Annotated in this window: 16 protein-coding genes, 1 tRNA gene and 1 pseudogene; 8 read left to right on the top strand and 10 right to left on the bottom strand. The window is 57.2% G+C overall.

The window, feature by feature from the left end:
• The first annotated feature begins 14 nt into the window (after nucleotides 1-14).
• On the top strand, nucleotides 15-1,184 hold the full coding sequence (gene nspC / locus ACR0IM_RS21430; RefSeq protein WP_480643591.1) for a carboxynorspermidine decarboxylase: 1,170 nt from the start codon (nucleotides 15-17) through the stop codon (nucleotides 1,182-1,184).
• The gene (speB, locus tag ACR0IM_RS21425) at nucleotides 1,181-2,023 is read left to right on the top strand and encodes an agmatinase (RefSeq protein ID WP_480683181.1); all 843 of its coding nucleotides are present in this window, start codon (nucleotides 1,181-1,183) and stop codon (nucleotides 2,021-2,023) included. The genes nspC and speB overlap by 4 nt, the downstream gene beginning before the upstream one ends.
• Here the strand turns inward: speB and ACR0IM_RS21420 are convergent.
• Complete coding sequence (locus ACR0IM_RS21420) at nucleotides 2,020-2,610, bottom strand: HD domain-containing protein (protein WP_480683180.1); 591 nt, start codon at nucleotides 2,608-2,610, stop codon at nucleotides 2,020-2,022. The genes speB and ACR0IM_RS21420 overlap by 4 nt on opposite strands.
• Before the next feature lie 101 nt (nucleotides 2,611-2,711).
• Here ACR0IM_RS21420 and ACR0IM_RS21415 point away from each other — a divergent pair, with 101 nt between their 5' ends.
• Nucleotides 2,712-3,539 carry a LysR family transcriptional regulator gene (locus ACR0IM_RS21415; protein ID WP_480683179.1) on the top strand — a complete coding sequence of 276 codons (828 nt, stop codon included), beginning with the start codon at nucleotides 2,712-2,714 and terminating at the stop codon, nucleotides 3,537-3,539.
• Here ACR0IM_RS21415 and lptF read toward each other — a convergent pair.
• Both lptF and ACR0IM_RS21405 read right to left on the bottom strand, forming a co-directional pair.
• Nucleotides 3,536-4,675, bottom strand: a complete 1,140-nt coding sequence (lptF, locus tag ACR0IM_RS21410) for an LPS export ABC transporter permease LptF (protein WP_480643593.1) — start codon at nucleotides 4,673-4,675, stop codon at nucleotides 3,536-3,538. The two genes, ACR0IM_RS21415 and lptF, sit on opposite strands and share 4 nt — an antisense overlap.
• 1,109 nt (nucleotides 4,676-5,784) lie before the next feature.
• Nucleotides 5,785-5,979: a hypothetical protein gene (locus tag ACR0IM_RS21405; RefSeq protein WP_480643595.1), complete on the bottom strand. Its 195-nt coding sequence runs from the start codon at nucleotides 5,977-5,979 to the stop codon at nucleotides 5,785-5,787.
• A 33-nt stretch (nucleotides 5,980-6,012) separates the two neighbouring features.
• On the opposite strand from ACR0IM_RS21405, the gene ACR0IM_RS21400 reads away from it, so the two are divergent.
• Nucleotides 6,013-6,297: a hypothetical protein gene (locus ACR0IM_RS21400; RefSeq protein WP_480595310.1), complete on the top strand. Its 285-nt coding sequence runs from the start codon at nucleotides 6,013-6,015 to the stop codon at nucleotides 6,295-6,297.
• A 1,525-nt stretch (nucleotides 6,298-7,822) separates the two neighbouring features.
• Here ACR0IM_RS21400 and ACR0IM_RS21395 read toward each other — a convergent pair.
• Nucleotides 7,823-8,242, bottom strand: a pseudogene (locus ACR0IM_RS21395) (transposase).
• A 1,248-nt stretch (nucleotides 8,243-9,490) separates the two neighbouring features.
• Between ACR0IM_RS21395 and ACR0IM_RS21390 the strand changes: the two are divergent.
• From ACR0IM_RS21390 to ACR0IM_RS21380, 3 genes are all read left to right on the top strand, one after another.
• On the top strand, nucleotides 9,491-9,748 hold the full coding sequence (locus ACR0IM_RS21390; protein WP_480595311.1) for a YjhX family toxin: 258 nt from the start codon (nucleotides 9,491-9,493) through the stop codon (nucleotides 9,746-9,748).
• 24 nt (nucleotides 9,749-9,772) lie between these two features.
• Nucleotides 9,773-10,279 carry a GNAT family N-acetyltransferase gene (locus ACR0IM_RS21385; protein ID WP_480683178.1) on the top strand — a complete coding sequence of 169 codons (507 nt, stop codon included), beginning with the start codon at nucleotides 9,773-9,775 and terminating at the stop codon, nucleotides 10,277-10,279.
• A gap of 117 nt (nucleotides 10,280-10,396) precedes the next feature.
• Complete coding sequence (locus tag ACR0IM_RS21380) at nucleotides 10,397-10,918, top strand: GNAT family N-acetyltransferase (RefSeq protein WP_480683177.1); 522 nt, start codon at nucleotides 10,397-10,399, stop codon at nucleotides 10,916-10,918.
• 681 nt (nucleotides 10,919-11,599) lie between these two features.
• Here ACR0IM_RS21380 and ACR0IM_RS21375 read toward each other — a convergent pair.
• Nucleotides 11,600-11,675 (bottom strand) — tRNA-Trp (locus ACR0IM_RS21375).
• Between the two features lie 143 nt (nucleotides 11,676-11,818).
• Here ACR0IM_RS21375 and ACR0IM_RS21370 point away from each other — a divergent pair.
• Entirely contained in the window at nucleotides 11,819-12,526 is a 708-nt protein-coding gene (locus tag ACR0IM_RS21370) for a lysophospholipid acyltransferase family protein (RefSeq protein ID WP_480595314.1), read from the top strand.
• On the opposite strand, the gene ACR0IM_RS21365 is transcribed toward ACR0IM_RS21370, so the two are convergent.
• From ACR0IM_RS21365 to ACR0IM_RS21345, 5 genes are all read right to left on the bottom strand, one after another.
• Complete coding sequence (locus ACR0IM_RS21365; RefSeq protein WP_480595315.1) at nucleotides 12,523-12,768, bottom strand: MoaD/ThiS family protein; 246 nt, start codon at nucleotides 12,766-12,768, stop codon at nucleotides 12,523-12,525. The genes ACR0IM_RS21370 and ACR0IM_RS21365 overlap by 4 nt on opposite strands.
• A complete protein-coding gene (locus ACR0IM_RS21360) occupies nucleotides 12,761-15,016 on the bottom strand; it encodes a xanthine dehydrogenase family protein molybdopterin-binding subunit (RefSeq protein ID WP_480683176.1) in 2,256 nt (751 codons plus the stop codon). The genes ACR0IM_RS21365 and ACR0IM_RS21360 overlap by 8 nt, the downstream gene beginning before the upstream one ends.
• Nucleotides 15,016-15,495, bottom strand: coding sequence for a (2Fe-2S)-binding protein (locus ACR0IM_RS21355; protein ID WP_480683175.1), 480 nt, complete (start codon nucleotides 15,493-15,495; stop codon nucleotides 15,016-15,018). The genes ACR0IM_RS21360 and ACR0IM_RS21355 overlap by 1 nt, the downstream gene beginning before the upstream one ends.
• Entirely contained in the window at nucleotides 15,492-16,358 is an 867-nt protein-coding gene (locus tag ACR0IM_RS21350) for an FAD binding domain-containing protein (RefSeq protein WP_480643413.1), read from the bottom strand. Before ACR0IM_RS21350 ends, ACR0IM_RS21355 begins: the two co-directional genes overlap by 4 nt.
• 128 nt (nucleotides 16,359-16,486) lie before the next feature.
• The gene (locus tag ACR0IM_RS21345; RefSeq protein ID WP_480683174.1) at nucleotides 16,487-19,699 is read right to left on the bottom strand and encodes a reductive dehalogenase; all 3,213 of its coding nucleotides are present in this window, start codon (nucleotides 19,697-19,699) and stop codon (nucleotides 16,487-16,489) included.
• Between the last annotated feature and the right edge of the window lie 18 nt (nucleotides 19,700-19,717).

Raw genomic sequence — 19,717 nt, 5'->3', positions numbered from 1 at the left:
CGGAGACGCCGATTATGGCAGATATGATGACCACACAGGCCGGGGATGCCGGAGCCTTCCGCAATTTCGACCTCAGCCGCGTGCCCACTCCCTGTTTCGTGGTCGATGAAAAGGCCGTCGAACGCAACCTGACAATTCTCGCCGATATCGGCAACCGATCCGGCGCGCATGTGCTGAGTGCGCTCAAGGCGTTTTCCATGTTCTCGCTGGCCCGGCTGGTCCGCCAGCACCTCGACGGCACCTGCGCTAGCGGCATCTACGAGGCGCGTCTGGGCCGTGAGGAGTACGGCGGCGAGGTCGCAACTTTTTGCGCCGGGTACAAGGACGCCGACATGGACGAAATCCTGTCGCTGTCCGACCACATCATTTTTAACACTCCGGCACAAAAGAACCGGTTCCTCGCCAAGGCTCAGGCCGCCGGTGTCCAGGTCGGCCTACGCATCAATCCGGAACATTCCGAGGGCGAGGTCGCGAAATACGACCCGTGCGCTCCCTGCTCGCGTCTGGGCATGCCGGTCAGCCAACTGACCGCCGAGACCTTGATCGGAGTTGACGGTTTGCACATGCATACACTCTGCGAACAGGGGTTCGAACCGCTGCAGCGCACATGGGCCGCAGTGGAACCCAAACTTGCGCCCTATATCGGCCAGCTCAAATGGCTGAATTTCGGCGGAGGCCACCACATCACCCGCGATGACTATGACCGCGACGGGTTGGTCGCTTTCATCAAGGGCATCCGTGAATCATATGGCATCGATATCTATCTGGAACCCGGTGAGGCCGTGGCGCTGGATGCCGGAATTCTGGTCGGAGAAATCCTCGACCTGCCCACCAATGGCATGACCCTCGCGATCACCGATATCTCGGCCACATGCCACATGCCCGACGTGATCGAGGCCCCCTATCGCCCCGCGCTGATGGACGAGGCGGATGCCGGTCACACTTATCGTCTGGGTGGACCATCCTGTCTGGCTGGCGACGTGATCGGCGATTACACATGGGACAGGCCGCTGGATATCGGGCAGCGCTTTGCCTTCCTCGATCAGGCGCATTACTCGATGGTCAAGACCAACACGTTCAACGGCGTTCCGCTTCCTACAATTGCCCTGTGGAACAGCGAAACGGACGAATTGAAGATCATCAAACAGTTCGGCTATGACGACTTTAGGGACCGACTCTCATGAGCATTTTCCTCGGCAGTGAACTGGCTGCGTCCGAGCGTACTGAAGACGCAAAATTCCGTGTGATCCCGGTGCCTCTGGAACGCACGGTGTCCTACGGCTCGGGCACGGCCAAAGGCCCCGAAGCCATCCTCGAGGCGAGCAACGAGTTGGAACGCATCACCGGCCATGCCGAGCCCTGTGTCGAAGGCATATTTACCGAAGAGCCCGTGGATTGTGATGCGTCGCTGTCCGAAATCATGGAGCGCCTCGCCCAGCGCACCGAGGCCGCTATCCACGCGGGCAAGGTGCCAGTCACTTTGGGCGGTGAGCATTCGCTCAGCTACGGCGCGGTCATGGGGGTGGCCCGCGCTCTGAACCAGCCGATCGGCATCGTTCAGATCGACGCCCACGCCGACCTGCGCGATGCCTATCAGGGTGAAAAACACTCTCACGCTTCAGTCATGCATCTGCTGGTCGAGGAAGGTGTCCGTTTGGCGCAATTCGGCGTCCGCGCCTTTTCCACTGAAGAGGCCAAAAGCCGCCTGAAGAACCACGTCTTCCATGTGGATGCCGAGGAACTGGTCACCGGCAACATCCACGCCGTTGACCTGCCCGAGGATTTCCCCGCGCTGGTCTACGTCAGCTTTGACGTTGATGGTCTAGACCCGTCACAGATGCCCGCCACAGGAACACCGGTCCCCGGCGGGCTGGGCTACTACCAGGCGCTGCGGCTGGTCGAGCACGCCCTGAAGGGCCGCAAATGCGTAGGCTTCGACGTGGTCGAGCTGGCCCCGGACGGCAATGCCGCCTGGGATTTCACTGCAGCTCAGATCGTCTATCGCCTGATGGCGGCCTGTTAATCTTCGGCGATCTCATTGAGTTCCATGTGCCCCTCGCCCTTGTTCAGGATGCGGCGCAGCATGGGTTCGAAGAACTCAAGCGGTTTGGTCGGGTAGTTCGGGTCGAACGCTTTCTGATCGTATTCATGGCAGAAATAGCGGCAGTCCTCCCAATAGGGGCTGTCGCGGTACTTGTCGCGGGCGTTGCGGTCACCGCCAAGGTGGTGGTTGTAGTAGTAGCCCTGGAACACGCAGTGATGCTTGAGAATCCAGTAGGTCTTCTCGCTGACATAGGGCTTCATCATCGCCGCCGACAGCTCACCATGATTATAGGGCGACAAGATATCGCCAGTGTCATGGATCAGGGCCGCAACCACCAGTTCCTCATCCGCTCCGTCTTCATAGGCACGGGTCGCGGCCTGCAGACTGTGCTGATAACGGTTGACCGGATAGGGCGTCCAGTCTTCGTCCAACGAGCGGATCGCATCCAGAATCCGGTTTGGCAGGGCGGCGTTGAAGCTTTCTTCATACTCCATAACGGCGTCCCAGTCGGCCTTTGTGGCCTCTTCAAAACTGGTCCAGGTGGGTTTGTGGCTTTTGTCCAGCATGGCGCGGTCCTTTGGCTAATCGGTTGGCATCAGAATAGCTCGTATCTGATACTCAAAAAAATAAATTGATTTTATCAGACTGATGAAAAAATACTTTCGATATGCAACTCAAGGCAATCGAGACCTTTCTATGCGTGGCCGAGACCGGTGGGTTTCACGCCGCGGCCCGCAAGCTGAACGTAACCCAGACGGCCGTCAGCGCCCGCATTCGGCTTATCGAAGAGGAAACCGGCAAGCCGCTTTTCACGCGCGGCGCCGGTGGCACTAGTCTGACCGATTTCGGGCGACAGTTCCGGCCCTATGCGGAACAGATGCTGTCGCTGTGGTCCTTTGCCTCTAATGACCTGCCCGCGCAAACGCAGAACCGGGTGGCTCTGCGCCTTGGAGCGCAGCTGAGCATCTGGGACCCGTTACTGGTTGATTTGGCCGTGCGGTTCGAAAAGCGCGTTGGGCATCTGTTGCTGACGCTGAACTATGATCACGACCTGAACATGATAGACGCGGTCGCCACCCAGGTTCTGGACGCAGCGCTGACCCACGAACAGCCCACTGACCCGCGCATTCAGGCGCACGAGTTGAACCCCGAACGTCTGATGCTGGTTGAAACCCCGGCCACGGGCGATCCGGTCTTTATCAATCTAGAACTGGGCGAGGTGTATCAGGATCACGTACGCGCGGCAGCGCGTCAAGCGGCGGGGCAAACCGTGTTTCTGGGCAATTGCCTGATGGCCTTGCGCTATGTCCTGCGGCGGGGCGGGACCGGTTATTTCCCGGAATATGTCATAAGGGATCACCTGTCGGCAGGTGAGTTGATCCCGGTAACCGGAGCCATCGACCTGATGCTGCCGCTGTACCTGGTGACCCGCCACGACAGCGCCACTTGCGAGGACATCCTGAACTGTCTAACCGATCTACGCGCTACGAACTAACCCCGGGACAGCGCGCCCGGCGCATCCTTGTAACGTCTGCGCATCAAAGGTCGCCCCGCGATCAGCAGGAACAGGCTCGAGATAGCTATACCAATGACCGCCGGCAGATACAGCAAGCCCCACAGGTTCGGATCGTCAATCACAACGGGCGAAACAAAGCCACGCACGCCTTCAAGCAGGACCAGAATGGTAAAAGCGCCCAAAATCTGTGGCCACAGTCCAAAACGTGAAAAACTGCCCAGCATCAGCGTTGCGTACCCGGCCAGCGCAACTGCAATACAGATGGCAATCCAGGAAAACCGCTGGTGCAATTCGTCGATTAGCTCACCTTTGGTGAACTCTTCTGCCGCGCTAATGGTATCTCGGTCCTGTAAAAGCTCGATCGTTGGAATGGCTTCAAGGCTGCGCTTGGCCATATTGGTGGAATTGGTCAGCTGGGAAATATCGTACGAGGCGTCTTCGAACAGGGTCGAGGACAAGGTCAGCCCCTGCTGATCCAGACGCAGTGCAATCCCGTCCAGCATAACAAGGTGAATGCCGGTATCGTTGTTGACCAGATACGCCGTCTTTGATGAGTAGCTGACCGGGTTCAGCGGATCACGCCGGTCCGAGACAAACACTTCGGACAAGGTGCCGTCCAGATCGATCTTGCCGATATAGACCGTGACACCGTAGGCGGGGTGCAGAAATTCGCCCTCGTTCAGCAACTGCGCCGTGACGTCGCCGGCAACCTCGGCCTGACGCTGTTCAAGCTGCTCGACCGAGGCCGGGCGTAGAAAAACGCTGATGACGGCCATCATCAACCCGGCCACCAGACCAAACAGAAAGACAGCCCGCGCCAGACGCCAAGGGCTTGAGCCGGTGGCCAACATCACCGTCATCTCGCTTTCGCGGCTGAGACGGTTGGTGGCATAGACAGCAGCGGCGAACACTGCCATTGGCATCACCGTCCGGATCAGCGTCGGCAAGGTCAAGGCGGTAAATTCCAAAAACACCATGGCCGATTGCCCGCCACTGATCACGCGATCAAACAGGCTGACGGATCGGGTGATCCAGAATACGCCGACCAGAACCAGGGTGAAAAAGCCGAACAGAATCAGCAATTGCCGCAGGAAGTATCCATCAAAGCGCGACATGTATCCTCATCCGCGTGTTCGTAGTGGGCAGGACCTTATGCCATTCCGGTGGCAGAGGAAACCGGGATTGGCCGGATCGCGCCAACCGATATTACCCCTTAAGCGTTTCCGCAGCCCGTTGCACGAAACCGGGCAGTTTTCTCTACTGTTACGCTCAACGCCTGGGATTTTGCGGAAACGTCCTTTCGTGTCAGAATTTGGGGATTACGCAGAATGGAGTTTTTATATGGCACTGTTATTTCCCACCGCACTTACAATTCCGAGAAGAAAAAATTCACTCTGAAACCAGCGGTAAAAACGAGATACGTCAACATTACGAAAAAGAACGCGGATGGCAGCATTCGCAAGGGCAGCATAGTCAAAAGGCGAAATGGCTAGGCCTTGTGCTTTAACAAGGCAGAGACAAGGCGGGCCTGATCTGTGTTTACGGCTTCAACACCAGCCAGAAGGACATGCTGGATCGTTTGGAGAAAACAGAATCCGGCGTCAGGCCCAATGCCTACTATGGCGCGGTCATTGCGTGTGACTGGCCCAGCGATGGATCACTTCACACCTATGACCGGGATCGGGACGACGCCAAAACAGTCGAACCCCATTTTGTTGACGACGGTATATTGCCACTGTTGGGGATGTCTCCCAAACCCAAGGTCCACGTTATTGCGCCGCACAATACAAGCGCGATGTTCCGGAGGGAAAACGCAGCAGAACCACATCCCATCGCAGGCGGTTCGACAGCAAGGTTTTCTACAAGGACCTCTCTCTGACAATCGATGGTCAGGACGCGAATACAATGCCCTCACGGCATGACACAAGCGTCGGGGATCTGGCATTGCCGGCCCGAGGAACAAGGTGGCCAGCCTCTTTGTGGTGAAAATTTCTGAGTTTGAGTTTTTCATTACCAGGGCGGTACTGATTAACACAGATTCCAGACGCACTACGCAATGCCCCCTGCCCCTGCAGGCAATGCTATTTCCATGGGACTGGTGGAATGGCAGGGGTGGCAGAGTTCGAACCCGCGATCTACGGTTTTGGAGTTTGCGGGAATTATCTACCGCTGGATATCTGCCCGCACCTAACAGTATGAAATTGCGGGATTTAGCTTTCTGTGACTAGTCGAGGGCATACCTGTCCAACGCACAAAAAAGATCAAATTCTGTCTGAGCGAAAGCAAACCAGAGGTCCTGAAGTCCGAGGATAAGGGTTACGAAGTCCGCGACAAAGTTGTACGCGGGCTGGTCCTGAGAATTGGCAAGCGCAGCAAATATTTCTGAGAAGTAGCTATTCCGCGCGGTCAGCGCCGCCATCGTTAAAACCTTGGCACGTTCCCGGATATCAGCGTGAAGGAAGCCCGCAAGGCGGCTGAGGAAGGCAAAGCACAAACTCGTACCGTGCGCTCAGACAACAGCACCAAAACCATTTCAGAATCGTTCGGCGCCTATAATTCAGCGCGAGAGGACGAGTTGCGGGATTGGCATGACATACAATCTGTTTGGGATGTTTGGGCAAAGTACCGCATTGGCGCCTTCGGGCGACCGAGCTTTCTTTCCATCACGGTCAGGACTTCCAGTCTCACGTCAGCAAAAAGTCGTCGCCGATCCGGGGTCGGTGCTGTGGTCAGTTAGCTGCGCCCATTCTGGGCGTGGTGTGCTGAAAAGCAATCATTGGGAAAGGCTCAAGGTTGGTGCAGAAGCGAGGAATCGAGACCGGGTTCCATCCGCCGATGAAGGGGCTGAGATTTACGCGACCGATTGCGAATGCCCTTGGCTGTCCATTTGTTGCAACGCGTAAGACGCCATCAGTCTATTGGTAGTCCGTCTGTCCATTCACGGGCACATTCGCAGCCGGACATTCCCCCTCGGCCATGCCGCAATAGCCAACTATTGGCGCACCAGCTTGAGCCTCCTCCGATTTGGAGCCGCCGACAAAACACTGCGCTCAGCAGATTTGCTTGGTGTTGCCAAGTAGAACTCAGTGGCCCCCCCGGTCCTATAAACTGGTGCGTAATCAGGTTTCAAGTAAACTGTCACCTTGGTTCGAACTGAAGGTGAGACCGGCGTTGAATTCATGCGCCGTTTTGATCGAACGGGCGCGCAAGTAGGAAAGAGAATTGGGGCGAGTGTGACCCTGTTCCGGGGTGCCAAGTGAGTTTGACTGCGCGTGTTTGGGGTGCGACGCGCCGAACTCATACCCCCTCGTTGAAATCGCAAACCCCTATAAGGCGCGCCGCTCGAAACTGATGCCAGAGCTACTTGTTCCAATTGCGACGCTTAGATTAAAAATGCAGCGTTGCACCAGCATTCAAAACCCGCAATTCGATCAATTTTCAGAGAACTACAGCGTTCGTGGGGCGACATGCCGAACTAACTAACCCCCTCTAATCCAGTTTGAAAAACCAGAACGTTCTAAAATAAAGACATGCCGCCCACGTTGCCAAGATCGCATTGTGTCTAAATTGTGTCCACGGTTCATTGTGAAACTCACCGTTCGCATCCCGGAAACAGCTCGATTCGCTAGAATCCAAGTCCCTACGGGAAACCCCCAATATCGGGCTTTGCGTAAACTGGGTATTTTAGAATCATAAATACCACACACCCCCTTGAGAAAAAGATAGGGGCTGGCTTTACCCCCTCGTCCAGCCCCTATTTTTTTCTGAGACCATCCCTACAATTTTCCGGCTAAGGACAGTATTGCGCATTATCCAATCTTAAGTCGCCGCCCAATGATCTTAGGTTCGCGCGTTGTACCGTCTCAAATTCAAGTCGCCGGTTACGCCCGGTAACGGTCACCACCATTGCAGCTTCAACCCGAACCCGTGATGCTTTGCCCAGACGTGCAACGCCGCCTACCAATCGTCGACTGGGCGGGTTTCTAGTTCCTTGTGGAAGTCACGGGGGAATCGATTGAGTCATTTGGCCATAGATCCGATATGAGGCGGATACAGGGAAGCGGTAAGCGTTACCTATTGCCACTTCGCGCGGCATGAAGTTTCCATGGACCCGCCACCATCCAACGTCTTACTTCGAACGGAAAAGCTGTCCTTTCCCAAGCCATATTGATTCCAGCAAAGTTAGCCTTCTCGCAGTAGGCTGCAGTTAACGTATTCGCCAACAGGTGAATTAGCGGCTAAGGTTCGGACTCATTCTTGTTTCATAGCCAGAACATGACAGTTGCGGTGAAAGAGATGGCGGAAAGGATTACCTTTGGGCACCTATCTTGTCTGGTTGCGACACGCCTCCGGCCCTTGAGCCTGCCGAACATGATCTCTATCCGGTTATGCCGCTTGTAGAGTGTTCGTCATATTTGTCGGTGGCCTTGCGTTGCTTCCGGCCAGGGGCACATGCGCGTGTCCCAATTCAGGGCTTCTCTGAGGCAATTGGCATCGCAGCCTCTATCCCCGAGCGGTCCGTACTCCTTGGGTGCATCTCGCTAGCGTAAACCACCACGGTTAATAAGGATAATTCCGTTCACTACACGCCGACCATCTACGCGAAGTCTGCCGCGGGACTGCGGAAAACAGGGCTCACGACGTGCTATCCGCACATCTGTCAGCCGGAAAGGATCAGACATTTTCACCGCTCGTTTTTTGAACGGTGAATCACACCACCAGACATAAATAAGCGTGTCCTAGCCCTGGGGATGCCATCAGGGGTCTTAGGGTTTGAGAAGTTCAGATGGCAGAAATCACAGCGTTTGCCGCTTCGACAAACCCGGCCACGGCCACTGCGCTGGCCAGTAAGATGCAACAAACTTCAAGTGCGTTGAGTTTCATTTTGAGCCCCATCAAAATGGTTTCCTCGGAGTACGTCAAACTTCGCGCTTTGCATAGTCGCTGCATGCTTACGTAGCGAAAACTTGCTACGCTGGCGGCACATATTTGCCCATGCCATGAAAGCGGGAGCTGCGTGCGGTGTTTGTTTCGGCGTCTGATGCTTGACGTGTAGCCGCATTGTATCGTCGGGCGTGTTGCCCGCTTGGTGGATCGATCACTAAAAAAAGGGGGCGCGCATGATTTCAGCGCGCCCAGTCCGCAGGGAGGATAATGAAAAATACTGCGCTCTTATAATACCTTGAACGCCAACTCATTAACTGTAGTCAGTATTGGCTGATCTGGCGGGACCGTCAGTGATGCGGGTCACACAAGCGGAGACAAAATTTTGAAGAAGACTTTCAACTGAATTCCTCAAGCCGACCTGGCAATAGCACCACTGGCGCTTTTGGCAAGAAACGTCCCTCGTTTGAATGCCGAGGCACTTGAGAAATCATATGAGAACTCGAGGCTTGAGAAAGTTTCTGCGTTAATCAATCAGTCGAGGTTCGGTTGGTTCTCAGCGACCTAGACACTTGTGAAAAGGGCGCGGCTTTCCGCCGGCACAGTCACTATATCAACCTCAAACAAAACGCGGTGAATTTCGGAGAGATGCGAGCAGCCTCAATCGGCTGGTGGTGACTAGTTCGGATAAACAGCATCAACAATGAGATGCGAAAGTTACATAATGGGGATGCTCTTCGAGAATCTACGGGCCCTCGAACCCACGCAAACCCGCACCGCAGCTATTTCTCCCGCTTTCACTGACGAGATTTACTCGCAATGCATCCCTACCTTGCCCTACGTCGGTTGACGTTTCTAAAATCGAAGACTAACTAAGCCGCACGCTTGAGGTTAGTCGCCTCTCGCAATGGAGAATTTATGAAAGAGACCCGGGCCTAACGCCCGTTCCTGGCGAAGCAAATTCAGGAACACCAACATTGATAGGCACACTCACGCGCGACGCTGAGTGTCCTGTTTCTGTACTTTCGTAATATCGAGACATCCCAATGAACATCTCAAAGCACGAGCAACGTGTTTTGCATGAACTCGCCTTAGGTGGTGAGATAAAATACGCGCGCGCCGACAATGGTAAGGTGCAGTCCGTCGAATGTTACACTCGTGACGGCTTTGTCTTCCCTGCCTGCACGATGGACGTATTCAAACGCCTAAAAGACAAGCGCTTCATCAAATCGAAAAATGGCCGCCCCTATCGGATCACCCATTTAGGGAACCAGTCCGTTCGCGCGCAAATGAACCAACGATAAACCAATCAAGAAGGAGGGTTTTCTATGAAAACGCCCCATCAAATCCAATACGAGGCATTCGCTGCTGCCGGAGGCCTGTACGATGAACGTCATGCCAAACTGTATGCCGACTTTGCGGATGACCTGATCGAAGATGGCAGCTTTTCCATCGTGTATGAGGGGGTTGCACATGCCTGCTATACCCCGCTCACAATCGACAAGGCACCACACTTGAAGTGCTTTGTTCTCGCTCCGTTAGCTGTGCTGCCCGAATATCAAAGAAAGGGCTATGCCACGCGCCTGATGGAAGAGGCAGAACGGCAACTTGATGCTGATGTTATCTTTGTGATGGGTGAACCTTTCCACTATGGGAACAGATACAACAACCCCCACAAAGTCCTGCCGCCTGTAAGAACGCAGGCCCCTCTTGAGTGTTGGTTTGCGCGCGAGCTGACTCCGGGCGCTTTGGATGGCATCGGAGAAAGCACATCCAGCGTGACCGGCCCATATTCTGTGCCGCTCATGCGGGGGCATCCAAGCGAGCAAGTATAAAGCCGAGCTCTCATAAACCCAGGCGACGAAACTATGCTTAACACACCGCAAAACGAGCCTCCGACCTGGGGTGGCGTTCTGGTGCGCCGACAAATGAAACAATAAAAGAAATGTAATATGAATCGAACAGAAATTGACGCAATCTCGGAAGTCCACAGACAGGCTTTTGGTGAAGCAGAAGGCAAAGAAACTGCCCAACTCGCCAGAGACTTCCTTGACCACCCAGACACGATTTCGATCAGTGTCAAACGAGAAGGGCAGGTTGTAGCTAATGTGCTATTCACCCCGTTTGTCTTTGAGGACCACCCAGACAAAAAATGCTACCTGCTCGCCCCTTGTGGCGTATCGCCGGAGTATCAGGGTCAAGGCGTCGGCAAGGAACTGATAGAAACCAGCATCGAACACCTTAAGTCCATTGGAACAGACGCTGTATTCGTTCTGGGCGTCCCGACCTTCTACCCTCGGTATGGTTTTGCCCCGACCGACAAACAGACGCCGTACCCGAACCTGTTGACGGCGCATGAAGCATGGATGTCTCTTGAGCTTACAGCTGGCACGCTCAACAGCCTGAACGGCAAAACAAAGGCGATCCCACAGTTCATGCAACCGCATTGGTGGGATACTTCCGGACGCGAGTGACGCCAGCTACCCTGAACCAGACAATCGGCGTTGTCGGTCGAATGTTTGGTTCGTTGCGCATTGTGGACATCGGGCTTTGCTGATGATGCAGGGGAATGAGTCTGGCGCAAGGTCGCATTCCACAGGATCGCATTGCCCGCGAAGAGCCAGCAGTTCACACTAGGAACCTATTACCGGTTCAGTACTTTGTCGGGCAGTTGTTTCATTAACCGGTCACGGTAACCTATGCGCCCTACAGTGGATCTGGCTTTTTTGCTATCGCGGCAGCTACTGATGGGATTCTAGGGTTCAGAGCATCGTTCGAGTTTGGCAGCAGAGCGGATTTTGCCGTTGGCCAGCATCTACCAAAAAAATGGGCAATGCGTCATTTTCCAACGGGAAAAAGCGAGTGAAAACCCAACTGTCAGGCAGTTTATGTTCAGAGCCAGGAATGCAATTGCTTTCCAGTACCATGGAAAGAACCAGGGTTCATTTGCCGCTTGTCGGTGAGGGTTGGGGTTCATCCTGCATTTGAGGACCGACATGAAAAACCTGGCATTCGCTCTGTTATGGTCAGGATTCTAGCGTCCAGCAAAACGAGTTGCTCAGCCCAGAGCAACTGCCCGATTCACGCATTTTCAGAAGAACGCACAATTTTCTTGGCGCTTGAAAACCGATACTCATGTAAGTGATTGATTTTAATGGCAGGGGCAGCAGGGTTCGAACCCGCGACCTACGGTTTTGGAGACCGTCGCTCTACCAACTGAGCTATACCCCTAAGGTGCGCCTCAGATATGCCAGCCGCGCGGCGGACTCAAGAGGCTTTTTCAGATTCCGCGCCACTAATGCCCCCGACAAACAAGTTGCGTGCGGCGTTGAGTTCTATAAGACACGGTTTGGTCAGCACAAAGGACCCCAACCGTGAGCATTCGCAAAAAGATTGCCGACAGCGAAGCCGTCCTGAACTGGGCTGCTCGACGGATTGCGAGCTATATCCGAATGGTCAACCGCAACACTACGTGGCAGCGCATCGGGTACGAGGAACTGGATCAACTGGCCGAAGAGGGTGAGCCGATCATCGTGGTTCTGTGGCATCAACGGTTGGCGCAGTCGCCGTATTTCTTCCCGTTGGACAAAGGGCGCATCTGCTCGATCACTTCGTCTGCTCGAGCAGGCAGCATGGTAGGCCGGGTGCAGAAACTGTTTGGCATGGACACGATCGCCATGGCCAGCAAACACAAGAGCAACGTTGCCGTGTCGCGAGAAGTGCTCGGCAAGATGAAGCAAGGGATTTCCATCGGCATCGCCGCCGACGGGCCACGTGGCCCGGAGCGTGTGCTTTCCACGGTACCGCTGGTATGGGCGCGCACCTCGGGCAAACGGGTTTTCGGCATCACCTTTTCCGCGCAATATGGCGGCGAAGCGGGTACATGGGATCGCCTTTTGATGCCCCGTCCCTGGCGGAACAAGGGCGTATTTCTATGCCGCGAGTGGACCGAAACCGTGCCGCGCAAAGCATCCGAAGAGCAAATCGAAGAGCTGCGTCAAAGCCTTGAGCAGCATATGAACGACATTACCGCCGAGGCCGACCGCATGGTCGGGCGCGAACCGTGGTCGCCCGAGGCTTAACCGCCCCTCAGACGCTGCATAAGGTAAACCTCGCTGCCTTCGGGGATCGGTTCGGTCAATCCGCTGGCAATGACGCGCCCGTCAATGGCGATGGATACACCCGCATCTACTGGCCCCTGAAGCTGCGGGTGCAGCCTTACCAGTGCCCGCAAAAGTTCACCGGTGGTTTTGGCCTCGACCTCCACCACCTGCTGGCCCCCGGTCAAGGACCGAAGGCCGGACCAGAGGTGGACCTCAACCATTGTCCTTGAGCGCCGCCAGAATGCGCGGTGGCGACATCGGCAGCTGCTTCATGCGAACGCCCGCTGCGTGAGACACCGCGTTGGCGATGGCCGCCAGAGGCGGCACGATGCCGGTTTCGCCCACGCCGCGCACACCAAACGGGTGGCCAGGGTTCGGCACTTCGACGATCACAGTGTCGATCATCGGCAGGTCACTGGCAACTGGGATGCGATAGTCGAGGAAGATCGAGTTCTGCAGGCGACCGTCTTCGCCATAGATGTATTCCTCGTTCAGCGCCCAGCCGATACCCTGCGCGGCGCCACCCTGGTATTGGCCTTCCACATATGTCGGGTGGATCGCCTTGCCCGCATCCTGAATGACCGTGTAACGGGTGATTGATGTCTTGCCGGTTTCCGGGTCAACCTCTGCATCTACGATATGGGTACCGAAAGACACGCCCGCACCCTCGGGGGTGGCCTCGAAATGCCCCGAGATCGGGCCTCCGGTTACGCCCATATCAGAGGTGATATCGGCCAGCGGCATCGGGTCGAAATCGCCCGCATTGGGCCCCGAAGGCACCGCGCAGCCATTTTCCCATTTCACTGCATCCACCGGGATACCCCACTTGGCCGCGGCGCGTTCACACAGTTTCTCAACCGCGTGTTTAGCCGCCTTGATTGTCGCCAGACCCGACGCGTAGGTCACGCGTGAGCCGTGGCTGACGTCATTGTAGCCCAGCGTTGCGGTGTCGGCGATGGTGACGCGGATATTCTCGTAGGGAATACCCAGAACCTCGGCTGCCATCAGCGCCATCGACGCGCGGGAACCACCGATATCCGGCGTACCAACCATCAGCTGGGCCGAGCCGTCCTCGGACAGGGCCAGCGACACCGACGTCTCGCCACCGTGGTTGAACCAGAACCCGCAAGAGATCCCGCGACCCTGCCCCGGTTTCAACGGGGCAGTGTAATGCGGATGCGCCTTGGCTGCTTCAAGCGTTTCGACCAGGCCGATGCGCTCATACCGCGGGCCATAGCTGGCTTTTGTGCCTTCGTGCGCTGCGTTTTTCAGCCGGACGTCGATAGGGTCCAGGCCCAGCTTTTTACACATCTCGTCAATGACCGACTCAACGGCAAAGGCCCCCATTGGCGCACCGGGTGCCCGGTAGGCGGCTTGCTTGGGGCGGTTGGCCATGACGTCATAGCCGATCTGTTTGACATTGGTCAGGTTGTACGCTGCGAAAGCACACATGGCGGTCATATCGCCCGGAGCACCCGGAAACGCACCGCCTTGCAGGCGGAAATCGCCACGGGCCGCGGTGATTGTACCGTCCTTCTTCATGCCGATTTTGATATCCATCGAGGCCGAGGCGGTCGGGCCGGTCGCCCGGAACACCTCGGACCGGGCCATCACCAGTTTGACCGGGCGGTTGGCCTTGCGACTGAGCGCCAGCGCGACGGGTTCGATAAAAACGGTTGTCTTGCCGCCGAAACCGCCGCCAATCTCCGAAGCCGTGACGCGCAGTTGCGAAGTCTCGATGCCCAACAAAGCCGCACAGGTTTTCTGCGCGATCCAATGGCCTTGGGTGGTGCACCACAACTCACCCTTGCCGTCATTTCCCAGCATTCCCAGACAGGCGTGCGGTTCGATGTAACCCTGGTGGGTCGCTTCGGTCACAAAGCTGTCTTCCATCACCAGATCGGCCTCGGCAAAACCGGCTTCGACGTCGCCATGGCCGCTTTCATGATATCGGACCACGTTCGGGTGCATCCCTTCGGGCACGGAATAGTCCGCCGCACCTTCGCGGATGACAGGCGCATCCGGAGCCATTGCCTTGTCTACATCAGTAACATGGGGCAGGACCTCGTATTCGACCTCGATCAGCTTCAGCGCATCGCGCGCGGCCAGAGCCGACGTTGCCGCAACGGCTGCCACCGCGTGCCCGTCATACAGCGCCTTTTCGCCCGCCATGACGTTTTCCAGCACGTTCCAGAACTCGCCTTCCAGACCGGGCTTGAACGGCACTTCGGCGAAGTCCGCGCGTGTCACGACAGCTTTGACGTCCTTATGCGCCTCTGCTTTGGACGCGTCGATCTTTACGATCCGCGCATGGGCGTGTGGAGACCGCAGGATGGCACCGTGCAGCATGCCAGGCGCATAGGCGTCGGCCCCGAACTTGGCACGACCTGTTACCTTATCCAGCCCATCCGGGCGGTCCGGACGGGTGCCAACGAAAGTGAATTCAGACTTACGATCATCCAAAGCCATTACAAAGCCTCCTGCATTTCTTCGGCCGTTTCCATCACAGCGCGAATGATCTTGTCGTAACCGGTGCAGCGGCAGAGATTTCCTGCCAGCCAGTACCGGGTTTCCTCTTCGGTCGGGTTTGGGTTCTTCTCCAGAAGCGACTTGGCCGCAATCAGAATCCCCGGCGTGCAGATACCGCATTGAAGGGCAGCATGTTCGATGAACTTTTTCTGCAGCGGGTGCAGAACGTCCCCATCCGCAATACCTTCAACAGTTTCGATGGTTTTGCCATCGGCCTCAACACCCAACATTAGGCAGGAACAGACCAGACGGCCATCGACTGTGACCGAACACGCGCCGCAATCGCCAGTGCCGCAGCCCTCTTTCGAGCCGGTCAGGTTCAGCTTGTCGCGCAGGCAATCCAGCAGGGTCTCTCGCGGGTCACACAGGTATTCGACCGCGTCCCCGTTCACGGTGGTGGATACGTGGAACTTGCTCATGCTTGCTCTCCCTTGGCGCGGGCATAGGCGATTTTCGCGGCGCGCTTGGCCAGAACGCCAGCGACCTCGGTGCGGAATGCGATGGTGCCGCGCTTGTCGTCGATCGGGTTGCAGGCGGCGGACGCTGCAGCAGCCAGTGCGTCCAGTGCGATATCGTCCAGCGTGCTGCCGATGATGGCCTTGGCGCAGCCTTCAGCAAGCAAAACGGTTGGGGCAACGGCCCCCAGCGAGACGCGTGCTTCGGTAATGATATCGCCGTCCAGACGCAGGTTAACCCCCACACCGACCACGGCAATGTCCATTTCAGTGCGCGGTATGAACCGCAGATAAGCGTCGCCGCCATTCTCCCCCCGTGCGGGGATGTTGACGGCTGAGATCACCTCTCCCTTCGCCAACGAGGTCTTGCCGGGGCCGGTTGGAATGTCTTCTACGGCAACCTCGCGGGTTCCTTCGGGGCCGGTCACGGTGACAGTCACGCCCGCCGCCACCATCGCTGGCACTGAATCCGCGGCCGGAGAGCCATTGCACAGGTTGCCCGTCAACGTCGCGCGTCCCTGCACCTGCGTCGAGCCGATCAGGTCCATCGCCTCGACCACGCCGGGCCAGTCGCGACCCAGATCGGGATGCTCGCTCATCTCGGCCCCCGTTGCGGCGACGCCCAGCGACCAGCTGGCGTCGGCGTTGCGGGTGATGTCGCGCACCCCGTCAATTTTCTTGATGTCGATCAGCGTATCGGGCGTCACTAACTCCGAGCGCAGCTGCACCAGAACATCGGTGCCGCCTGCCAGAAACCGTGTAATGCCCGTCGCATTTGCGGCCAGAGCCGACGCCTCGGCAAAGCTGGCGGGGCTGTGATAATCCATGAAAATACCTCGCACCTGTTGATCAGGATTCACTGGGTTCGCAGGGGACGTTAGTGCAGCAACCCCCCGACGTCCATGGCAGGAGCGACCAATTTTTCTGTTATCGGATGTCGTTTCCTGACCTTATGTCAGAGGTCGAGTTCGATCATGCCATCGGGTTGCGCAGCCCGGCTTTGGCACAGGATGATAGCGCTCTCGCGTTGTTTGTTTGACAGAACGAAATCGCGATGTTCGATTTCGCCGGATACCACACCACATTTGCAGACCCCGCAAATGCCGTCCGAGCATTTGACGTCCACGTGAATTCCGGCCTCGTTCAACACCTGTGCGGCATCTTTTTCGGCTGGCACCGTCAGCTCACGCCCCGACTGCGCCAGCTTCAGGGTGAACGGGTGGTTTTCATAATCCGGCTGTTCGGGAACCGAGAAATACTCCAGATGCCGCGCATCCTCGGGGAAACCCTGCCGTTCCGCCGCCTGCATGACGCCGTCCATATAGCGGTCCGGGCCACAGGTATAGACATGCCAGCCGTCCTCATAGCCGGACAGGATCGAGTCGAGATCAGCGCGCGTGCCTTCGTCCGAGAAATGGTAATGCACGTGTTCCGCCCAAGGCATTGCAGCCAGATCGTCAAGATACCCCGCCGCGTCGCGGGTACTGGCGGAATAGTGCAATGCGAATGGCTTGCCCAGCGCGTGAAGGCGGTGGGCAAAGGCGATCATGGGGGTGATGCCAATGCCACCGCCCATCAGGAATGTCTTGGTCGCCGTTTCATCCAGTTCGAAATGGTTTATCGGTTTCGAGACGAAGACCTTGCGACCCTCGTTGAAGATACGATGCAACAGCGCTGAGCCGCCGCGCCCTTCATCCTCACGCAGCACACCGATTTGATAGGTCGTCCGGTCAGACGGATCGCCCGACATGGAATACTGCCGCAGGAATTCCGGCGCGACCAGCACGTCCAGATGCGCACCCGCGGTCCATTCCGGAAGCGGCGCTCCGTTAAGCGCCGAGAATTCGTACTTGGTCACATCCGCCGTCATCTTGTCGACCTTGGTCAGCTCAACCTGCATGACGGGCGCATCCCCGGCGATGGTATAGCGGTGGATGACTGACATATCGCCTGCAGCCTTTCGGGTCTTGTATTCTTCGGCCGTGACCATTGCCTGATAGGCGGCGATCCCAGCCTCGCGGTCCATGGCAAACGGATAGGGCCAAGGGTGTGGCGCCAGATAAGCGGGGTAGACGGCCAGTGTCTGATCTTGGTATGTCAGGTCCAGATCGGTTTGCAGACCGCGCCGGTTCAGCGGGTGTTCGGTGGGGCGATAAGCGCCATCTGACTGCAATTCGATATCCCACCACCATTTCTTGATGTCGTTCAAGTCACCATTGCCAACCGCATCATCCAGTTTCGCCAACGCAGACGCGGCCTGAGGGATGTTCATCGCAGCCCAGCGGAACGGGCGTTCCTTAAAGATGCCTTCAAGGTTCCACGGGCAGGTCTTCATGCACCGCCCGCACATTGCTCCACCCAGAGTGGTTACCCGGTAGGTGGCGCATTTCTGGCTGTCGGACTTCCAGATTTCATAGCCGTTGAACATCAGTTTAGGCCCGGCGGTGATTGCCCCCGAAGGACATTCGCGCGCGCATTTGTTGCAGCTTTCACAGAACGTTTGCAGCCCGAAATCGATCGGCTTGTCGTGCACCATCGGCATATCCGTCGTCACTGCACCAGATTTCAGGCGCGGACCGAGATAAGGGTTCAGGATCACCTCTCCAATCCGGCTGACTTCGCCCAACCCGGACAACAGCAACAGCGGAGGCTGCAGTACTTCGCCATCCATTACAGTATGCGCCTTGGCCTTGTAGCCGAGGTTGCGGATCTGCTGCGCGATCACGCCACCCAATAGCGAGAACCGCAGATAGGCGCGCATCGACTGGGCGACGCTGATCCAGTCGTCACCGCTGGCGCCTTCCATCGTTTCATAGCCCTGATCAATGATCATGCTGATGGCCTGATCGTGAGGAGGGGTAATCTCCTCGCCCGTTGCGTCATGGGAATACCATGCCCAGTCCGGACACCGGCTGAGGCCAACTGCATCAACACCAAGGAAATAGGTCGTTGCCTTGATATTAGCGGTATTGCGCGCGGCATTGGTGGGGGGCGCGGCGTCTGCGCTCTCACCGTCCTGCAGCAATACAAACGCGCCCAGCGCCCGGCGCTGCGCGCAACTTGGGGCGGACTTGCGCACGTAATATCCACCCTTCGCCGCATCCTGCAGGGGCTTGCCCATATCGCCAAACTGCGCCCGCGCAAACATGTCGGCGCGTTTGGGCACACGGGCCACGTTTTCCTCGTCGATATAGGTGGTCGGCGCATCAACCCGCTTGAGGTTCTCGAACGGATGCGCCCCGTCTTCGTAACGCCGTTTGGCATAGGGGTCACGGTTCAGCGCATTCTTGGCAAACCCAGCGCCCAGCCACCAGGCGGGTCCTTCTGTCCGGAACCACGGTTGCTGCGCCATCGGCTGCAGGGGCTGGTCATGGGCGATCTCCATCTCGGTGGTCACGGCGGCCAGACCGAACCGCCTGCCCAACCACGGGGCCACGATGTCTCCATCCTCGACCGAGGCCAAACCCGCCGCCACCGCCAGCTTGCCCAGATCAACGTCGGATGACATTGCCGTATGCGCCCGCGCGTCAAAGCCCAGCAGACGGATATAGTTGGCGATGACTACCGCGTTCTCGGTCGCGAGCAGACAGGCGCGATGATCCTGCGCGTCGATGATCCACTCCGCGCCGGGCTCATTCGGATCAGGGTCGCGGTTGTGTTCATATAGGAAGACGATGGCGTGGCGATGCGTGTTCATCGACTTGGGGGCGGCCTCCATGCTGTCTTTCAGATCGGCCATGATCAGGTCGATCCCCGAGGCCAGCGTCTTGGTCTGCCGCGTTTTCAAGGCATGGGCCAGACGGTCGATATCGGGATTACGGCGGGGTTCGGGCAGCATCGCTTCGGGCGACAGGGGACCACAACCGATCATGGACGCATCATTGAAATAGCCAAACGCCTTGAGGTGATTGGCACGCTGTGACGGATCGTCGGGGATTTCTGAGACCACCGGGTTCACAAACCCGTCGCGGATCGTGTCCATCATCGCCTGGAATTCACCCATCGCGTTAACAATGCTTTCGGGGTGATCCGCACGATGAAAGCCGATCGTCTGCATCGGTTTCACCGCAGAAAAGTCAGGCAGAAGCGCCTGCCGCGCCAACCGCTCAAGCGGATAAGGGCCCATATGGACCGGCCGGTTTTTGTCCGAGAAAAAGCGGATTCCCATCGCGTGCCTCCTGATGAT

The organism is Ruegeria sp. BF6 (genome assembly GCF_056538665.1).
Note: the sequence above shows the minus strand (reverse complement) of the source record. Positions and strands in the feature narration are given on the sequence as shown.